Source organism: Sphingomonas sp. TX0543 (assembly GCF_048565505.1).
GTDB lineage: Bacteria > Pseudomonadota > Alphaproteobacteria > Sphingomonadales > Sphingomonadaceae > Sphingomonas.
On the sequence record NZ_JBLZUS010000002.1, the window covers coordinates 1302783 to 1319890 of the forward strand.

General features: G+C 65.4%; 19 protein-coding genes. 14 read left to right on the plus strand and 5 right to left on the minus strand.

Annotation, left to right across the window (positions count from 1 at the left end; translation table 11 throughout):
• Positions 1–50 precede the first annotated feature (50 nt).
• The 10 genes from ACM61V_RS06890 (at position 51) to queE (ending at position 10216) form a co-directional block, all read left to right on the plus strand.
• Complete coding sequence (locus ACM61V_RS06890) at positions 51–752, plus strand: GcrA family cell cycle regulator (RefSeq protein WP_137787161.1); 702 nt, start codon at positions 51–53, stop codon at positions 750–752.
• Between the two features lie 132 nt (positions 753–884).
• Positions 885–1316, plus strand: a complete 432-nt coding sequence (locus ACM61V_RS06895; protein ID WP_137787160.1) for a TadE/TadG family type IV pilus assembly protein — start codon at positions 885–887, stop codon at positions 1314–1316.
• Positions 1313–2965, plus strand: a complete 1653-nt coding sequence (locus ACM61V_RS06900) for a pilus assembly protein TadG-related protein (protein ID WP_137787159.1) — start codon at positions 1313–1315, stop codon at positions 2963–2965. The genes ACM61V_RS06895 and ACM61V_RS06900 overlap by 4 nt, the downstream gene beginning before the upstream one ends.
• A 39-nt stretch (positions 2966–3004) precedes the next feature.
• Complete coding sequence (gene parE, locus ACM61V_RS06905; RefSeq protein WP_419713903.1) at positions 3005–4984, plus strand: DNA topoisomerase IV subunit B; 1980 nt, start codon at positions 3005–3007, stop codon at positions 4982–4984.
• A gap of 85 nt (positions 4985–5069) precedes the next feature.
• Complete coding sequence (locus ACM61V_RS06910; RefSeq protein ID WP_137787157.1) at positions 5070–6260, plus strand: aspartate aminotransferase family protein; 1191 nt, start codon at positions 5070–5072, stop codon at positions 6258–6260.
• A gap of 61 nt (positions 6261–6321) precedes the next feature.
• Entirely contained in the window at positions 6322–7245 is a 924-nt protein-coding gene (argF, locus tag ACM61V_RS06915; protein WP_137787156.1) for an ornithine carbamoyltransferase, read from the plus strand.
• A gap of 114 nt (positions 7246–7359) precedes the next feature.
• A complete protein-coding gene (locus tag ACM61V_RS06920; RefSeq protein ID WP_137787155.1) occupies positions 7360–8268 on the plus strand; it encodes an Hsp33 family molecular chaperone HslO in 909 nt (302 codons plus the stop codon).
• Positions 8269–8316: 48 nt separating this feature from the next.
• Complete coding sequence (locus tag ACM61V_RS06925; RefSeq protein ID WP_137787154.1) at positions 8317–8715, plus strand: hypothetical protein; 399 nt, start codon at positions 8317–8319, stop codon at positions 8713–8715.
• Between the two features lie 170 nt (positions 8716–8885).
• Positions 8886–9584, plus strand: a complete 699-nt coding sequence (queC, locus tag ACM61V_RS06930) for a 7-cyano-7-deazaguanine synthase QueC (RefSeq protein ID WP_137787153.1) — start codon at positions 8886–8888, stop codon at positions 9582–9584.
• Positions 9584–10216 (plus strand): 7-carboxy-7-deazaguanine synthase, encoded by a 633-nt coding sequence (gene queE, locus ACM61V_RS06935; protein WP_137787152.1) that lies wholly within the window; start codon positions 9584–9586, stop codon positions 10214–10216. Before queC ends, queE begins: the two co-directional genes overlap by 1 nt.
• Before the next feature lie 6 nt (positions 10217–10222).
• Here queE and ACM61V_RS06940 read toward each other — a convergent pair whose 3' ends face one another.
• The 3 genes from ACM61V_RS06940 to lipB all read right to left on the minus strand — a co-directional run bounded on the left by ACM61V_RS06940 (position 10223) and on the right by lipB (position 12156).
• Positions 10223–10912, minus strand: coding sequence for a hypothetical protein (locus ACM61V_RS06940; RefSeq protein WP_137787151.1), 690 nt, complete (start codon positions 10910–10912; stop codon positions 10223–10225).
• A gap of 205 nt (positions 10913–11117) precedes the next feature.
• A complete protein-coding gene (locus ACM61V_RS06945) occupies positions 11118–11366 on the minus strand; it encodes a hypothetical protein (protein WP_137787150.1) in 249 nt (82 codons plus the stop codon).
• Between the two features lie 88 nt (positions 11367–11454).
• Complete coding sequence (lipB, locus tag ACM61V_RS06950) at positions 11455–12156, minus strand: lipoyl(octanoyl) transferase LipB (protein WP_249341573.1); 702 nt, start codon at positions 12154–12156, stop codon at positions 11455–11457.
• Between the two features lie 46 nt (positions 12157–12202).
• Between lipB and ACM61V_RS06955 the strand changes: the two genes are divergently transcribed.
• Both ACM61V_RS06955 and ACM61V_RS06960 read left to right on the plus strand, forming a co-directional pair.
• Positions 12203–13021: a hypothetical protein gene (locus ACM61V_RS06955; protein WP_171007594.1), complete on the plus strand. Its 819-nt coding sequence runs from the start codon at positions 12203–12205 to the stop codon at positions 13019–13021.
• A complete protein-coding gene (locus ACM61V_RS06960; protein WP_137787148.1) occupies positions 13018–13764 on the plus strand; it encodes a hypothetical protein in 747 nt (248 codons plus the stop codon). Before ACM61V_RS06955 ends, ACM61V_RS06960 begins: the two co-directional genes overlap by 4 nt.
• Here ACM61V_RS06960 and ACM61V_RS06965 read toward each other — a convergent pair.
• Together ACM61V_RS06965 and hemF are read right to left on the minus strand one after the other, a co-directional pair.
• Positions 13734–14327: a GNAT family N-acetyltransferase gene (locus ACM61V_RS06965; protein ID WP_137787147.1), complete on the minus strand. Its 594-nt coding sequence runs from the start codon at positions 14325–14327 to the stop codon at positions 13734–13736. The two genes, ACM61V_RS06960 and ACM61V_RS06965, sit on opposite strands and share 31 nt — an antisense overlap.
• Before the next feature lie 5 nt (positions 14328–14332).
• Complete coding sequence (gene hemF / locus ACM61V_RS06970; RefSeq protein ID WP_137787249.1) at positions 14333–15175, minus strand: oxygen-dependent coproporphyrinogen oxidase; 843 nt, start codon at positions 15173–15175, stop codon at positions 14333–14335.
• 96 nt (positions 15176–15271) lie between these two features.
• Between hemF and ACM61V_RS06975 the strand changes: the two genes are divergently transcribed.
• Positions 15272–15610, plus strand: coding sequence for a hypothetical protein (locus tag ACM61V_RS06975; RefSeq protein WP_137787146.1), 339 nt, complete (start codon positions 15272–15274; stop codon positions 15608–15610).
• Between the two features lie 89 nt (positions 15611–15699).
• Positions 15700–17094 (plus strand): amino acid permease, encoded by a 1395-nt coding sequence (locus ACM61V_RS06980; RefSeq protein WP_137787145.1) that lies wholly within the window; start codon positions 15700–15702, stop codon positions 17092–17094.
• Positions 17095–17108: the final 14 nt, after the last annotated feature.

Sequence of the window (17108 nt, forward strand, 5' to 3'; positions counted from 1 at the left end):
TAAACCCTGCGGCGAGCGCCTGCAACCCGGCCGCCAGCGAAGGAAGAAAGATGTCCTGGACCGAGGAGCGTATCCACACGCTCAAGACCATGTGGGAAGGCGGCCAGACCGCAAGCCAGATCGCCGAGGCGCTGGGCGGGGTGAGCCGCAATGCCGTGATCGGGAAGGCGCATCGCCTGGGGCTGCAGTCGCGCCCTTCCCCGGTCGTGGCCAAGGAGGCAGTCGCCAAGGCCGAAGCGAAGGTCGAAGCGATGGCGGAGACAAAGCCGCCGGCTCCCGCCGCACCTCCCCCGCCGCCAACGCCGATCGCGACGGCGCCATCCCAGCCGCCGGCATCCACGGTGGTGACGCATGTGTCGGAGCCGAAGCCGATCACGATCACCACCGATCTAACACCGCGCCAGCCGCTTGAGGGGCAGCCGGTGCTGCGCTCGGTCGGCCCTGGCGGCTTCGTCCGTCAGTCGCCCGGCGAACAGCAGCCGCCGATCACGCCTGCCCCGCCGCGCCGCCTAGTTCCCGCCCGCCCATCGCCGGAGATCGCGGGCAAGACTTCGCTGCTCGATCTCAGCGACAAGGTGTGCAAATGGCCGCTCGGTCATCCCGGCGAGCCGGATTTCCATTTCTGTGGCGACAAGGTGAATCCCGGTTTCCCTTATTGTGTCGCGCATTGCGGCCACGCCTATCAGGCGCAATTGCCGCGTCGCGATCGGCGCGCGCCCCCGATCCCGTTCGGCGGCCCGCGCGTGCGCTGATTTTACGCGGAATCGCGCCATAACGGTGCGATTCCGCGATCTTGCGGCCTACATCCACATCTGTGCTTTGCGTAATCGCGCGCGAAGCGTCGCGAGCGATCGGTAAATCCGAGCGTTCTACGCTGCGCCACCATGAAGCTGGACCAGCGCCGTATCCTTCGCCCGTTCCTGCCCGATTCGCGGGGCGCGGCGATCGTTGAATTCGCGCTGCTCGCCCCGGTGTTGATTGCGATCCTGCTGGGGATCCTCGGTTACGGCCAATATTTTCTGCTCGCCCACAGCGCGCAGCAACTCGCCAACGATTCGGCCCGCGCCACCATTGCCGGCATGAACGCGGCGGAGCGGGCCACGCTCGCCAATGCCACAATGGCACGTGAACTGGCGCGTCTGCCAGAAATCCGCCCCGGCACCGCCTCGCTCAGCGTCGATGAGGCGCCGCCGATGGTGACGGTGCGGGTGCGGGTCGACGCATCGGGTATCGCCCTGTTCGGCGTGAAGCTGCTCCCGATGCCCGATCCGCTGATCGAGCGCAGCGCGGTGATCCAGCAGGGCGGAGTGTTGTGAACCGGCTGGCGGCGGATCGACGCGGCGGTGCCGGGATGCTCGTCGCAGCGGCGATGCCGGTGCTGATCGGCCTTGCGGCCTTTGCCGTCGATGTCGGGGCGATACAGCTCGATGCGCGGCGGCTTCAGGGGATGGCGGATGCGGCTGCGCTTGCGGCGGCGTCAGGCGATCCAGGCAATGGGCAGAATGTGGCGGAGATGTCTGTCGCCGCGGCGCGCTTTCCCCGCCCGGTCATCACGCGTGTCACGGGGGGCAATTATCGCCCCGATCCTGCGCTGGCGCCCGGCGCGCGCTTCACGCCCAGCAGCGCGAGCGGCGGTGCCGACGCGGTACGGGTCGAGCTGGAATCTACCTCCCCAACCTTCCTTGCCGCGATCTTCGGCCGGCAAAGCGTGACAATCGGCCGCGGGGCGACCGCTGCGCGGCAGCGTTACGCGGGCTTTTCGATCGGCTCGCGGCTGGCGAGCCTCGATGGCGGCTTGCTGAACGCCTATCTGTCCGCGCTGACGGGCAGCAACGTTTCGTTGTCGGTCATGGACTATCGCGCGCTGGCGGGCGCGGATGTCGATCTGTTGCGGTATCTGCCGCTGCTGCGCACCACGGCGGGGTTGCAGGCCGCGACCTTCGGCGATGTCCTCAAAAGCAACGTTTCCACGCCGCAGGCGCTGGACGCACTTGCCTCGGCACTCTCCGCCGACGGGCAACCGCAGGCGTCCAACGCGATAAGGCGCCTGCTCAATATCAACGGCAGCCGTTCGATCTCGCTCGCCGCGCTGATCGATGCGGGGCCGCTGGCGTCGCAGAGCGAGGGCGGCACTGGCGTCGTCAAAGCCGATGCGCTGGCACTGGCGACCGCGTTGTTGCAGCTCGGTTCACCGCAGCGGCAGGTGTCGCTCGATCTTGGCGCCAGCGTGCCAGGCCTTGCCTCCACCCGCGTCTCGCTGGCGATCGGAGAGCGCGAGGCGCAGTCGCCGTGGATATCGATCACCGACAAGGGGACGCCGATCATCCGCACGGCGCAGGCCCGGCTCTATGTCCGCAGCCGCGTGGCGCCGGCCGCGCTGGCGGGATTGCCGGGGCTGATTTCGATCGACCTGCCGGTCTTCGTCGAACTGGCGGGAGCGCAGGCACGCCTCAACGCGATCAATTGCGCCAGCGAAGCCTCCCGCAGTGTCACGCTGGAGGCGAAGACCGATCTCGTCCGCGCGACGATCGGCACTGTCGATGAAACCCGCATGGGCGATTTCAGCACGGCGCTGACCCCGAGCCCGGCGCGGCTGGTTGATACGTTGCTGGTCGACGTGATCGGCAGCAGCACTATCTCGCTTGGCGCGGCGGAGCCTTGGCAGAAAGCGACGTTCGACTGGGCCGCGATCCAGGCAGGGACGCGCAAGACGATCCGCGCCACCGCGCCGGTGGATGGGCTGGCGACATCTCTCGCCAGCCAGGCGTCGTTGAAGGTCGAGCTGATCGGCCTGCCAATTCCGATCGATCCGCTGCTCCGCTCGGTCGGCGGATTGCTCCAGCTTGTGTCACCTGCGCTCGATACCCTGCTGATGACGACGACGGGAATGCTGGGCGTCGGGATCGGCGAGGCCGACCTTCGCGCGACCGGCATGCGATGCGGCGTGGCCGTGCTCGTCGGGTAAGGGATTTGCGGGGGCGGCGCGCCCCGATATAGCCGTGCCATGTCCGATCTGTTCGCGCCGCCCTCCGCCGCCCCGACCAATAATTATGACGCTTCATCGATCGAGGTGCTGGAGGGGCTGGAGCCGGTGCGGCGTCGCCCCGGCATGTATATCGGCGGCACGGATGAGCGTGCGCTTCACCATCTCGCCGCCGAGGTGCTCGACAATGCGATGGACGAGGCTGTCGCCGGCCATGCTACGCGGATCGAGGTGACGCTGGCGGCCGGCAACCGGCTGACCGTGGTCGATAACGGACGCGGCATCCCGGTCGATCCGCACCCGAAGTTTCCCGACAAGAGCGCGCTGGAAGTGATCCTCTCCACGCTGCATTCCGGCGGCAAGTTCACCGGCAAGGCCTATGCGACGTCCGGCGGTCTGCACGGCGTGGGCGTCTCGGTCGTCAATGCTCTTTCGTCGGACACGGTGGTGGAAGTGGCGCGCGACCGGCAGCTATATCGCCAGCGTTTCGCGCGCGGGCAGACACTGGGCCCGCTGGAGAATGCCGGCGCGGCACCCAATCGGCGCGGCACGTCCGTCACCTTTACGCCTGACGAGGAAATTTTCGGGGGCGAGCTGCATTTCAAGCCGGCGCGGCTCTATCGCCTCGCCCGCTCCAAGGCGTATCTGTTCGCCGGCGTCGAAATACGCTGGAAGTGCGCCCCCGAGCTGATCTCCGACGATACGCCGGCGGAGGCGGTGTTCCAGTTTCCGGGCGGGCTTGCCGATCACCTGCGCGAACAGATCGACGGCCGCGAATGTGCGACCGCCGATTTCTTCGCCGGCATGCAGGAATTTCCCGGCGAACAGGGGCGCGTCGAATGGGCGGTTGCGTGGCCCTTATGGTCGGATGGCAGCTATAGCTGGTACTGCAACACGATCCCGACACCCGACGGGGGCACGCATGAGCAGGGGCTGCGCCAGGCGCTGGTCCGCGGGCTGCGCGCGTTCGGCGATCTGGTGGGCAACAAGCGCGCCAAGGATCTGAACGCGGACGACGTGATGGTCGGCTCGGAACTGATGCTTTCCGTGTTCATCCGCGAGCCGCAGTTCCAGTCGCAGACGAAGGACAGGCTGACCTCGCCGGAGGCGGCAGGGCTGGTCGAGAAGGCGGTTCGCGACCATTTCGATCATTACCTCAGCCACAATATGGATCGCGGCAAGGCGCTGCTTTCCTATGTGCTGGAACGGATGGACGATCGCCTGCGCCGCAAGCAGGAGCGCGAGGTGAAGCGCAAGACGGCCACTTCCGGCCGCAAGCTGCGCCTGCCCGGCAAGCTCACGGACTGTTCCGCCGACAGCCCGGAGGGAACCGAGCTGTTCATCGTGGAAGGCGACTCGGCCGGCGGCTCCGCCAAGCAGGCGCGCGATCGCAAGACGCAGGCGATCCTGCCGATCCGGGGCAAGATCCTCAACGTCGCCTCCGCCACCTCGGCCAAGATCGTCGCCAATCAGGAGATCGCGGACCTGATCCAGGCGCTTGGCTGCGGCACGCGCAAGGATTGCCAGGCGGAGAGCCTGCGCTACGAACGCATCGTCATCATGACCGACGCCGACGTGGACGGCGCGCATATCGCGACGCTGTTGATGACGTTCTTCTTCCAGGAGATGCCGGATATCGTGCGGCGCGGGCACCTCTATCTCGCGCAGCCGCCGCTTTATCGGCTCACCGCCGGCAGCAAGTCGCTCTACGCCCGCGACGACGCGCACCGTGCCGAGATCGAGGCGGGGCCGTTCAGGGGCAAGAAGGTCGAGGTCGCCCGCTTCAAGGGCCTCGGCGAGATGAACCCGGCCCAGCTTCGCGAAACCACGATGGATCCCAGGACCCGGGGCATGATCCGCATCACCCTGCCGCAGGAATATGAGGAACGCGCTGGCGTGAAGGATCTGGTTGATCGGTTGATGGGCACAAACCCGGCGCACCGCTTCGCTTTCATCCAGGAGAACGCCGCGCGGATCGACGAGGAAGCGATCGACGCGTGATGTTGACGCTCGGCCCAAGCCGCCGGTATTAGCGTGATCCGGGCGACCGCTTTGGTCGCCCTTGCTCTTTTTCAGGAGATGCCCCGTGACCATCACCGCACTGATGCCCGTCTACCCGCGTTGCGGAGTGCGGCCGGTGCGAGGCGAGGGCGCGTATCTCTATGGCGAGCGAGGCGAGAAGTACCTCGATTTCGCCAGCGGCATCGCGGTCAACTGCCTCGGCCACGGCCATCCCAGGCTCGTGAAGGCGATCGCGGATCAGGCCGCGACGCTGATGCACGTCAGCAATCTTTACGGCAGCCCGCAGGGCGAGCATTTCGCGCAGCGGCTGATCGACGCGACATTCGCCGACACGGTGTTTTTCACCAATTCGGGCGCCGAGGCGGTGGAATGCGCGATCAAGACGGCGCGGCGCTACCATTTCGCCAACGGCCATCCCGAGCGGCATGATCTCATCACCTTCGACACCGCCTTCCACGGGCGGACGCTCGGCACGATCTCCGCCACAAATCAGCCGAAGATGCGCGATGGGTTCGAGCCGCTGCTGCCAGGCTTCAAATATGCGAAATTCAATGAGCTCGCCGGCGCGCTCGCGCTGATTGATGAGCATACGGCGGGCTTTCTGGTCGAGCCGATTCAGGGCGAGGGCGGTATCCGGCCGGCCAGCGAAGAGTTTCTCCAGGGTCTGCGCAAGGCATGCGACGAGCATGGCCTGTTGCTGGTGCTGGACGAGGTGCAGGCTGGCTATGGCCGGACCGGCAAGCTCTTTGCGCACGAGCTTTACGGCATCACCCCGGATATCATGGCGGTGGCGAAGGGCATCGGCGGCGGCTTCCCGCTCGGGGCGTGCCTCGCTACGGAAGAGGCCGCGAAGGGCATGGTGATCGGCACCCACGGCTCGACCTATGGCGGCAACCCGCTCGCGATGGCGGCGGGCGAGGCCGTGCTGGACGTGCTGCTGGAGGACGGCTTTCTCGATAATGTGGCCAAGACGGGCAATCGCCTGCGCCAGGCGCTGGAGCAGTTGATCCCCAACCACGACCACCTGTTCGACAGCGTACGCGGTCATGGGCTGATGCTCGGCCTCAAGCTCAAGAGCGACAGCCGGGCGTTTGTTGCGCACGCGCGCGATAATCATGGCCTGCTGCTGGTTTCGGCCGGCGACAACGTCGTGCGTATCCTGCCGCCGCTCAATATCGACGAGAGCCATATCGCGGAATGTGTCGAGCGGCTGAGCGAAGCGGCGCGAGCGTACACGCCCGTCAACGACGATTGATGACCCGCCGCCCGCGCCGATCCGGTCGGCGCGGGCGGCCGATCTCCGGGGGGAGATTTCCATGAGTGTCCGTCATTTCCTCAACCTAAGCGATGCGGGCGCCGACGGAGTCGCGGCGATCCTTGCTGATGCGATCGATCGGAAGGCCGCGCGCGTCGGCCTGCCAAAGGGCGCGCCGGATGCCGATGCACCGCTCGCCGGCCGCGTGCTCGCGATGGTGTTCGAGAAGAATTCCACCCGCACCCGCTTCAGCTTCGACATGGCGGTCCGCCAGCTCGGGGGAACCTCTATCGTCGCCGATGCCGGCACGATGCAGATCGGGCGCGGCGAGACCATCGCGGATACAGCGCGCGTGTTATCCGGGTATGTGGACGCGATCATGATCCGCACCGACGATCATGCCAAGATCGAGGAGATGGCGGCGCATGCCAGCGTGCCGGTCATCAACGGCCTTACCGATGCGTCCCACCCCTGCCAGATCGTTGCCGATCTCCAGACTATCCTAGAGCATGGCAAGGCGCTGCCCGGCTTGAAGGTGGCATGGCTGGGAGACGGCAACAACGTGCTCGCCTCGCTCATGGAAGCGGCCGGACTGCTGCATTTCGATGTGATCGCTGCCTGCCCGCAGGGGTTCATGCCAAGTGACGGCGATGTCGCACTCGGCAAGGGCCGCGCGCGCGTGGTGGCCAGTCCAGCGGAAGCGGCGGCAGGGGCGGATGTGATCGTCACCGATACCTGGGTGTCGATGGGGCAGGCGCATGCCGATACAAAGCTTCGCGCGATGGCCCCCTATCAGGTGGATGCCGGGCTGATGGCCAAGGCAAAGCCCGATGCCGTGTTCATGCACTGTCTGCCCGCGCATCGCGGCGAAGAAGTGACGGCCGATGTTATCGATGGCCCGCAATCGCTGATCTGGAACGAGGCGGAGAACCGGCTTCACGCGCAGAAGGCGATCCTGCGCTGGTGCTTCGGCCAGATCGGTTGATCGCCGGCCGATCGTCCCCACTTATGCTCTCGATCCGGTGAGCGCCGGCTGACGACAGACAGGGATTGCCTCGCGGCGCGAGGCCTCCGCCACGGGCGGGGTGAGGGATATATGATGGCAGACCTTCCCGGGCGTGATCTCGATCGCGCGCTTGGCTTCACGATTCCGGAATTCAACGCGCGCGGACGCGTGCTGCGGCTCGGGCCGGTAATGGATGAGATCCTTTCCGCCCATGCCTACCCGCCCGCGATCGAAGGCCTGCTCGCCGAGGCGCTCGTCATCGCGGCGCTGATCGGCTCGACGCTGAAGGATGACGCGGGTCAACTCACGCTTCAGGCGCAGACCCGGAACGGCGTGGTGCGGCTGCTGGTGGTCGATTATCGCGATGGTGAGCTGCGAGGCTATGTCGATTACGATGCGGAGCGGCTCGCCGAAGGGCCGGCCGAGCCGACGCTGTTCGCGCTATTCGGGCAGGGATATCTGGCGATCACCTTCGATCTCGCCACCACGGGCGAACGCTATCAGGGCATCGTCCCGCTCGACGGCGCGTCACTGGCGGAGGTGGCGGAGCAATATTTCATCCAGTCGGAGCAGATCCCCAGCCTGTTGCGTGTCGGCGTGCGCCGCCGCGACGGCCAGATCGTCGGCGGCGGCCTTTTCCTCCAGCATCTTCCGCCGGGCGAAGTGGGACGCGAGCGGCTGCACGTAAGTCACGACCATCCGGAGTGGGAGCATGTCGCCACGCTCGGTGCAACGATGGGTGTCGATGAGCTTGTCGATGTCGCGGTGCCGCTCGAAACGCTGATCTGGCGATTGTTCAACGAGGCGCGCGAAGTGCGTGTGCTTGGCGACACCCGGCTGACACGCGGCTGCCGCTGCAATCCGGAGCATATCCGCTCGGTCATCTCGAAGTTTCCGCCGGAGGAGCAGCGCGAGATGGCGGACGCGAATGGCGTGATCTCGGTCGATTGCAATTTCTGCTCGACCGTTTTCCCGGTTCGGATAGAGACATCAGCGGCGTGAGCGGCAGGATGGGCTTGATTTGCGGTGAATCGTGATATGATTACGGTCGTGAAAAGAGTCGCATCATTCCGTCTGGCCGCCATACTGGTCGCCGCTGTAGCCACTGGCGCGATCGCGCAGGAGGCGCGGATGGTCGCGCTCGGCGGGGTCGAGCGCGGGGCATGGTCGCTGCATGAGATCGGCAATGCCAACGCGCAGCGCGAAATCTGCGTCCGCGATCCCCGAATGCTCCTGCAACTGGTGCACGGCCCGGCGCAATGTCAGCAATTCGTCATCGAAGATCAGCCTAATCGCGTTACGGTTCAATATCGTTGTCCCGGACAGGGATATGGCCGCACCACGATCAAGGTGGAGGACCGCCATCTGATCCGTTTGCAGACGCAGGGGTTGATGAAAGGCGCACCGTTCGACTTCGATTACGAGGCACGGCACATCGGCAGATGCTGACCGCCGCGTTATCGGCGCGTTAACGTAATGGGCGTAATCGGGACGAGTGCTTTTTCTTGGGCACGCTTTCTCCCTGATCCGGCCGGAACCGGTCGATCAACTTTCGGGTCGCCTTCGGGCGGCCCTTTTTCTTGCGCCGCGCGCGGTGAGAGCCTAGCTGGTGTCAGCTTATGACAAGCCAATCTCCGCTTGCGGTCGTCCTTGTTTCGGGCGGCCTTGATTCGATGGTTTCCGCCGCCCTCGCGGCTGAAGCAGGGTTTCGCGTGCTCGCGCTCTCGGTCGATTATAACCAGCGCCACCAGGTAGAGTTGGCGGCTGCCCGCCGCATCGCGCGACTGCTGGGGGCAGAGCGCCATGTCGTGCTGCCGCTCGATCTGCGCGCGTTCGGCGGATCGGCGCTTACCGACGATATCGCGGTGCCCAAGGATGGCGTGGGCGAGGGGATACCGATCACTTATGTGCCCGCGCGCAACACGATCTTCCTGAGCCTCGCTCTCGGCTGGGCCGAGGCGAGCGGCGCGCGAGACATCTATGTCGGGGTCAACGCGCTCGATTATTCCGGCTATCCCGATTGCCGCCCCGAATTCATCGCCGGATTCGAGACTCTGGCCGAACTGGCGACCAAGGCGGGCGTCGAAGGCGCACCCTTCCGCATCCTTGCCCCGCTCCAGATGATGACCAAGGCCGATATCGTGCGCGAAGGCGCGCGTTTGGGGCTGGATATGGGTGTCAGCTGGTCATGCTACGATCCCGCGCCTGGTGGCCTGCACTGCGGGCTGTGCGATAGCTGCCGCTTGCGGCACAAGGGGTTCGAGGACGCCGGGGTGCTCGATCCGACAACATATGCGGTGAGCCCGCCGGCGCCGTGATGAGCTACGCGGTCAAGGAAATGTTCCTGACGCTCCAGGGCGAGGGCGTACAGGCCGGGCGGCGCGCGGTGTTTGTGCGGTTTGCCGGGTGCAATCTCTGGTCAGGCCGCGAGGAGGATCGCGCGACTGCGATCTGCCGCTTCTGCGACACCGATTTCGTCGGCATGGACGGGCTGGGTGGCGGCCGCTTTCCCGATGCCGCCGCACTGGCGAGCGCGGTCGTGGCGATGTGGGACGGCGATACCGCCGAGCGCTTCGTGGTGTTAACCGGCGGGGAGCCGATGCTTCAGGTGGACGACGCCATCGTCGCTGCGCTGCACGCCGAAGGATTTTTCATAGCGATCGAGAGCAACGGAACTCTTCCCGTGCACCCCGGCATCGACTGGGTGTGCATCAGTCCCAAAGCTGGCAGCGAGACGGTGCAGCGGTCAGGGGACGAGTTGAAGTTGGTCTGGCCCCAACCCGGCAGCGATATCGAAGCGATCGAGCAATGGGATTTCACCCATTTCCTGCTTCAACCGATGGACGATCCCGCCGCCGAGACAAATCGCGATGCGGCGGTGGCGCTGGTCATGCAGCGGCCGCGCTGGCGCCTGACGCTGCAGACGCACAAGCTGCTCGGGCTACGCTGACGACCGTCAGCGCTGCGCCACGCCAACACCGGCGGGCGGGAAATTCTGCGCGCCGCATTTCTTGACCTGCCAGTCGCCGTTCTTCCAGCAGATATCGTCGAGACGCGGCAGTGTGGTCTGCGGATAAATGAAGCGCGGGAAACGCTGTTCACCCCATGGCTTGAGGCTATTGCGAAGCAAGCGAATGCGCTGCAGCGCGACCGTGCCGAAACCGCCGCGCGGCGCGAATACCACCTCGCGACCCACGTCGTTGGCGGACATGCAGAAATTATATTGTGCGGCGACGGTGGTGAAGCTGGAATAGGTACGCGTGCCGAACTGATCCAGCGCGTTTTGCGCTGCTTTCGGTGCCTTGTTCATACGCGCGAAATATTTGCTGAGCGTATCCCAGGATTGCTTCAGCTCGGTCTTGTGATCCACCAGCATCGCATTGTAGTTGCTCACCGCCGTCAGCGTTGGTTCGAACTGGCATTGCAATGCCGCGACGTTGAGCGCTGCGCGCACGTTCCAGATCACGGCAGCTTTCTGTTCTTCGAGCGTGGCGCCCGGCAGGTCCGGCCCGAGACCCGGCTCGTTACCGACAACCGCAGTACCCGAAAGATCCTTGGACTGCATGAAGAATTGAGCCGCAGCGGGTGTACCGGCGAATAACGCACCTGCCCCCAGGCCTGCTATAACGATACGCCCCAACGCCATTTCAACTTCTCCCACGCGACGCGCGGGATTCTAGGGCTTTCGTGCGGTTAACCCAAGGGTATTCATCACGTTCGTGACTCAGCCCGCCGCATTGCGCTTGTAAGCGTGGAAAGCGTCACACCCGCCGGGCGTTGCGAAGTAATGAAAAAGGGGTCGCCCGTTTCCCGGACGACCCCTTTTTCGCAATGTGATTGCCGTGCGGCGATCAGTTCGCGTTGGCGGGCATCGCTGCGTTCGCGTCCATCGCGCCCGCATCGTTCGCCATCATGCCCGAATTCATCGAGCTGTCGACCGCCGTCATGTTGTCAGTCGTCGTGTCCATGCCTTCGGTGGCGTTCATGTCGGTGATGGTGGTGTTCTCGGTGGTAGTCTCGGTCTTCGAGCCGCAAGCCGAAACGGCCAGAGCCGCCGCCGCAATGGCCGTACCGGTCAGGATCTTGGAAATAGCACGCATGTAGAGCTCCCTAGACAGTAGATTTGGACGCCGTATGGCCATTTAATCCCCAAATCGCAGGGGACATTAATCGCATCGGCCTATGCTCTCAAGCCTCGTTTTCGCGAGCGTCCGATAGAGTTTCGAGGAATTGGCTGCGCGTGAACGCAAGAGCGGCGTCGAAAGTTGCAAGATCATGCGGCGCGCCCAGCGCTTTTGTACTCGTCACAGCATATTCGGCGAGACCGCACGGCACGATTCCGCCGAAATGCCCGAGATCGGGCGAGAGATTCACCGAAAAACCGTGGAACGTCACCCAGCGCCGTACCCGCACGCCGATCGCACCGATTTTTGCTTCACGCCCGTCGCGATCGATCGTCCAGATGCCGATCCGCCCGGGCGCGCGGAACCCGGCTATGCCCAGCTCTGCCAGTGCTGCGATCACCCAGCCTTCGAGCGCGTGGACGAAAAGCCGGACATCGCGTCCGCGCGGGGCAAGGTCGAGCATCAGATAGCCGACGCGCTGCCCCGGCCCGTGATAGGTGTAACGCCCACCGCGCCCGGCGTTCACCACCGGAAAGCGCGGATCGATCAGTTCGGCAGGGTCCGCGCTGGTGCCGGCAGTATAGACCGGCGGATGTTCAAGCAGCCAGATCAGCTCGCGATCGTCATGCGCCGCGATCCGCGCAGCGCGCGCTTCCATCTCGGCAAGCGAGGCGGCATAATCGGTCAGGCCGGGCGATATGCGCCATTCGATATCGGCATCATTGGTCACGGCGGTGCAGATGCGGTCGATACGTTCGATTGGCAAGCGGGGGCGCGATAGGCTAGGTCTTTCGCCGCTGACAGGAGGCCCTATGATACGGATTGGCACGGTTTGGGATCGGACGACCGAGGTGATCGCCGGCCGCGCCGGATTGCTCGCGTGGCTTGCTGGAGTTTTCCTGTTCGCCCCCGGCATGCTGCAGGCGGTGTTGCGCGTCTTTGCCATGACCACCCCCGGTGCGAGTTTCAAGCTGTTGGCGGGGCTGGTCGGGCTGGCGGTTGCGGTGCTCGCCTTGTGGGGAACGCTGGCGATGACCGCGATGGCCAGCGATCCAGCGGTCGGTCGGCATGACGCGATCGCGATCGGGCGACGCCGTCTGCCGGCGGCGATCGCGGTGCTGCTGGTGGTGATGGTGGTGACGTTCGTCGTTGTGCTTGCGCCGGTGGCGTACGTGGTCGCGGGCAGCATCGATATGGCGCAACTGGAACAAGGGATGCCGATGCCGGCATTGGACGGTGCGCGTGTCGCCGCGCTTACGCCGGCGCTGTTCGTGCTTTCGCTGGTGGCATTGTGGGCCGGGGCCCGGCTGTTGCCGCTGTTCGCGGTCGTCACCAACGAGCGTCGCGGGCTGGGCGCATTCGCACGCAGCTTCGCGCTGACACGTGGCAGCACGATGAAGCTGATCGGGCTGATGCTGCTATACGCGATCGTGGCGATTGTGCTGCTTACCGCCGTGACCTGGGTGCTGGGCAGCGTGGCGCAGCTGATCTTCGGCGATGAAGGGCAGGTGTGGACTATCCTGCTGCTCGCGACCGCGACCGGGATCGTCACCGCCGGCCTCGGCGTGTTGCAGACAACCTTCAGTGCGCAATTCTATCTCGCCGCGCGCGAACGTCTCGACCACGCATGATGCTCACCCTTGGCCGCGTCCTGGCAGACGCGTGGGCGATCCTGCGTCGCGAGGGCGATCTGGTGCTGCGTGTCGCTGGTCCGTTCATCTTCTTGCCCGCGTTTGCGGTGCAGCTGCTCGTGGCGTCTCCGCTCGCGCTGCCGCAGACGCCGCGCGATCAGCCGGCGATGCAGGCATGGCTGGAGCAGCTTTCGTTATGGGGGCAGGCGAACGCTGGCTGGTATCTGCTCGCCGATCTGGTCGGCATTTATGGCGTCGCGGTGCTGGCGATCCTGCTGGTCCACCCGGCGCGGCCGGATGTGAAGACCGCGCTGGTGACGGCTGCGCGTCGTTTCGGGCGGTTTCTGCTGGCCGATCTGCTGGTGTCGATCCCGATCGGGTTGGGGCTGTGGCTGTTCGTGCTGCCGGGGCTCTACATGCAGGCGCGCCTGATCGCGACGGTCCCTGCGCTGATCGTCGAAGCGCCAGTGGGGGCGGCGCGAGCGGTTGGGCGCAGCTGGCGGCTGACGGGGGGCAATTGGTGGGGCGTGCTGGCAGCGATCGTTACGCTGTTCCTCGCGCAATATCTCGTGCTGGCGCCGTTGATCGGGGCGGACGAGGTGTTGCGCTCCCCCGGCCGGCAGAATCCGATCATCCTTGCGCTTGCCGATGCCGGCATGGCCTTGGCCGCCTCCGCTTATCACATCGGCATTCTGGCGATCGGGCTCGCGGTCTATCGCCGGCTGGCAAGCAGGGGGATGTGAGGTGCGACGTCATCTGGCAATAGCCCGAGAACGCGTGGATCGGGAAAGGTTTCCACCGTCCGCCTGACTGGGAGGAACCCCTGCGCCCGATAGAAATTAAGCGCAGAAGGATGATCGAGCGTGCAGGTGTGGACCCAGACGCGCGATACGTTCGCCCGCCACGCGCGCGTCAGCGCTTCCGCCATCAGCCAGCGTCCGTGACCCTGCCCGGCAAGCTCCGGGACCAGCCCGAAATAGGATAGCTCACACGTGCCGGCGTGGCGGTGATCGAGTTCGAGCATCCCCACCTCGATCCCGGTGCGATCGATCGCGGCGAACACCGAAATGCCCGGATCGTGAACGATGCCCGCGAGCGTCGCATCCTCCATCGTGAGGCGGGAATACCAGAGCCACGGCCCGCCGACCCGGCGGAACAGCGCACGGTACTTGTCCAGATCGGGCCGGTCCCACTGGATAAGGCGCAGCGGCGTCGGCGGTGTCGGGCGCAGCGGGGGGCGGCGCGTCATCTCCAGCGTCGTCACGACGGTCGCGAGCTGGTCGTTCGGCACCGGCGTCAGGCCCATCGCGATCAGCTCCAGGTGGCGAGCGGGGGAAGGCTCATCAGGATCGCATCGATATTGCCGCCAGTCTTGAGCCCGAAGAGCGTGCCGCGGTCGTACACGAGGTTGAATTCCGCGTAACGGCCGCGCCATTCGCGCTGCGCCGCCACGTCGGCATCCTCGTATGGCTGGTGCATCCGACGCCGCACGATACGTGGGAACACCGCGAGAAAGGCGCGGCCAACATCCTGCGTGAACATGAAATCGCGCGCGAAATCTCCCTCGAGATGATCGTAGAAGATGCCGCCGACGCCGCGATGCACCTTGCGATGCGGAATGTAGAAATAATCGTCCGCCCATTTGCTGAAGCGCGGATAGTGGCCGGTATCATGCGCGTCGCATGCCGCTTTCAGCGTGGCGTGGAAATCGGCGGTGTCCTCTTCCACGGGAAGCGGCGGGTTGAGATCCGCGCCGCCGCCGAACCAGCGCTTCGTTGTCACCAGGAAACGCGTGTTCATGTGCACGGCGGGAACATGCGGGTTCGCCATGTGTGCAACCAGGCTGATCCCGGTCGCGAAAAAGCGCGGATCGTCATCAGCGCCATGGATCGTCTTGCCGAACTCGCCTTCGAATGTGCCGCCGACGGTGGAGACGTTGACGCCCACCTTCTCGAATACGCGCCCCTTCATCACGCCGCGCACGCCGCCGCCGCCTGGCGCGCCGGACGGGTCGGCACGCTCCCAAGCGATATAATCGAATGCGGCATCCGATCCGGCCTCGCGCTCGATCGCCTCGAACTCGGCGCAGATCAGGTCGCGCAATTGCTCGAACCAGGCGCGGGCGGCGGATTGCTGATCATCAAGCGGCTGCATCGTGGCGGCGGTAAGCAACGGTTGCCGGGCTGGCAACACCTGCGACGAATTGCGTTGCACCTGCCTGGTGCCGGGTGCATCGTTGGGGCCGCGATGATGATCCTGCTGCTTATGCTCGAAGGAACCGCCGACAGCGCGATGACGCATTATCACGCGCTTACCGCGGCAGAGAAACGCTGCGTCATGGATGCTTCCCGTACCGATGTAACGGTATGCGGCCTGCGCGGTGCCGATCGCTTCCGCGTGCCGTTCATCGCGCGCGAGCCGGGCGACCCCGCGATTCAGGACGTGCCGCAGGAACGCGGCCGGCTGATCGCCCGGCGCTCGCCGCTGGAGGATCTCAGCCCCTTTCTCGTCGGCGGCGGGATGGTCGGCGTGCATTTTACCACCCGCAGCGGGCTAGGGGTAGGCGAGGCGCGCAAGCCGGCGCCCTGAAGAGGAATACGGCGGTCGCTGCGCGTTTGCGCCAATCGTAGCATCTGTTACTTGCCACTCCTTGGGGTTTCGCCACGGAAGGGGAGTGGATGTCCAGCCTGTTACGCCGCAAGACGATTATCGAGCAGCCGCCAGAACGTGCACTGGCCCGCACCCTCTCGTGGCCGCATCTCGTCGCGCTGGGTGTCGGCGCAATCGTCGGCACCGGCATTCTCACGTTGATTGGCGTAGGCGCGGATCGCGCCGGGCCGGCCGTGATCCTGTCGTTTGTCATCGCGGGCGCGATCTGCGCCTGCGCAGCGCTGGCCTATGCCGAGATGGCGACGATGATCCCGGCTTCGGGAAGCGCCTATACCTATAGCTACGCGGTGCTGGGGGAGATCATCGCCTGGGTGATCGGCTGGTCGCTGATCCTCGAATATTCGCTTGTCGTCTCTACCGTTGCGGTCGGCTGGTCGGGCTATGCGACACCGTTGCTGACGCCATTTGGGTTTCCCGTCGCGCTGGCGAACGGCCCGGCGCTCGGCGGAATCGTCAACCTGCCGGCGGTGTTCATCATCGCGGTCGTTGCCGGGCTGCTGATGATCGGCACCCGCGAGAGCGCGACGCTCAACGCGGCACTGGTGGTGGTGAAGATGATCGCGCTGGCGGTGTTCGTCGCGATCGCGCTGCCGCATTTCAACGCCGCCAACCTCGAGCCGTTCATGCCGTTCGGCTTCGCCAAGCATGTAACAGACGCTGGCGCCGAGCGCGGGGTGATGGCGGCGGCGGCAATCATCTTCTTCGCCTTCTACGGCTTCGATGCGATCTCCACGGCGGCAGAGGAAACCCGCAATCCCGGACGCGATCTGGCGATCGGCATCGTCGGATCGATGGTGGCGTGCATCGCGATCTACATGCTGGTCGCGGTGGCGGCGGTCGGCGCGCTCTCGTTCACCCGCTTCGCCGACAGCCCGGAGCCACTGGCGCTGATCCTGCGCGAGATCGGAAAGCCGGGCTTCGCGACATTCCTTGCGGTAAGCGCGGTGGTGGCGCTGCCAACGGTGCTGCTGGGGTTTTTGTTTGGGCAGAGTCGTATCTTCTTTGTGATGGCGCGCGACGGGTTGCTGCCGGAAGCATTGGCGAAGGTGTCGCGTCGCGGCGCGCCGGTGCGGATCACCGCGCTGACGGCGGTGCTGGTGGCGATCATCGCCGGGCTGATGCCACTGGATGCGATCGCGGCGCTGGCCAATGCCGGCACGCTCGCCGCCTTTGTGGCCGTCTGCGTTTGCATGCTGGTGATGCGCCATCGCGCGCCGGATGCGCCGCGCACGTTTCGTACGCCGCTCGCGCCGGTCGTCGGTACGATCGGCGTCCTTGGCTGCATCTATCTGTTCTTCAGCCTTCCGCACCGCACGCAGGAGTATTTCCTGATGTGGAACGTGGTCGGCCTTATCGTCTATTTCGCCTACGGCCGTCGCCGCGCTAACGCCGGGATCGCCTGAACCGGGGCAAGAAA

Bases quoted from the DNA above. Each gene is read 5' to 3' on its own strand.
- ACM61V_RS06955 (WP_171007594.1), top strand. From the start codon at position 12,203: ATGATACGGATTGGCACGGTTTGGGATCGGACGACCGAGGTGATCGCC.
- ACM61V_RS06945 (WP_137787150.1), bottom strand. From the start codon at position 11,366: ATGCGTGCTATTTCCAAGATCCTGACCGGTACGGCCATTGCGGCGGCG.
- ACM61V_RS06920 (WP_137787155.1), top strand. From the start codon at position 7,360: ATGGCAGACCTTCCCGGGCGTGATCTCGATCGCGCGCTTGGCTTCACG.
- argF (WP_137787156.1), top strand. From the start codon at position 6,322: ATGAGTGTCCGTCATTTCCTCAACCTAAGCGATGCGGGCGCCGACGGA.
- parE (WP_419713903.1), top strand. From the start codon at position 3,005: ATGTCCGATCTGTTCGCGCCGCCCTCCGCCGCCCCGACCAATAATTAT.
- ACM61V_RS06895 (WP_137787160.1), top strand. From the start codon at position 885: ATGAAGCTGGACCAGCGCCGTATCCTTCGCCCGTTCCTGCCCGATTCG.
- queE (WP_137787152.1), top strand. From the start codon at position 9,584: ATGAGCTACGCGGTCAAGGAAATGTTCCTGACGCTCCAGGGCGAGGGC.
- ACM61V_RS06980 (WP_137787145.1), top strand. From the start codon at position 15,700: ATGTCCAGCCTGTTACGCCGCAAGACGATTATCGAGCAGCCGCCAGAA.
- ACM61V_RS06960 (WP_137787148.1), top strand. From the start codon at position 13,018: ATGATGCTCACCCTTGGCCGCGTCCTGGCAGACGCGTGGGCGATCCTG.
- queC (WP_137787153.1), top strand. From the start codon at position 8,886: ATGACAAGCCAATCTCCGCTTGCGGTCGTCCTTGTTTCGGGCGGCCTT.
- ACM61V_RS06940 (WP_137787151.1), bottom strand. From the start codon at position 10,912: ATGGCGTTGGGGCGTATCGTTATAGCAGGCCTGGGGGCAGGTGCGTTA.
- ACM61V_RS06890 (WP_137787161.1), top strand. From the start codon at position 51: ATGTCCTGGACCGAGGAGCGTATCCACACGCTCAAGACCATGTGGGAA.
- hemF (WP_137787249.1), bottom strand. From the start codon at position 15,175: ATGCAGCCGCTTGATGATCAGCAATCCGCCGCCCGCGCCTGGTTCGAG.
- ACM61V_RS06965 (WP_137787147.1), bottom strand. From the start codon at position 14,327: ATGGGCCTGACGCCGGTGCCGAACGACCAGCTCGCGACCGTCGTGACG.
- ACM61V_RS06975 (WP_137787146.1), top strand. From the start codon at position 15,272: ATGATCCTGCTGCTTATGCTCGAAGGAACCGCCGACAGCGCGATGACG.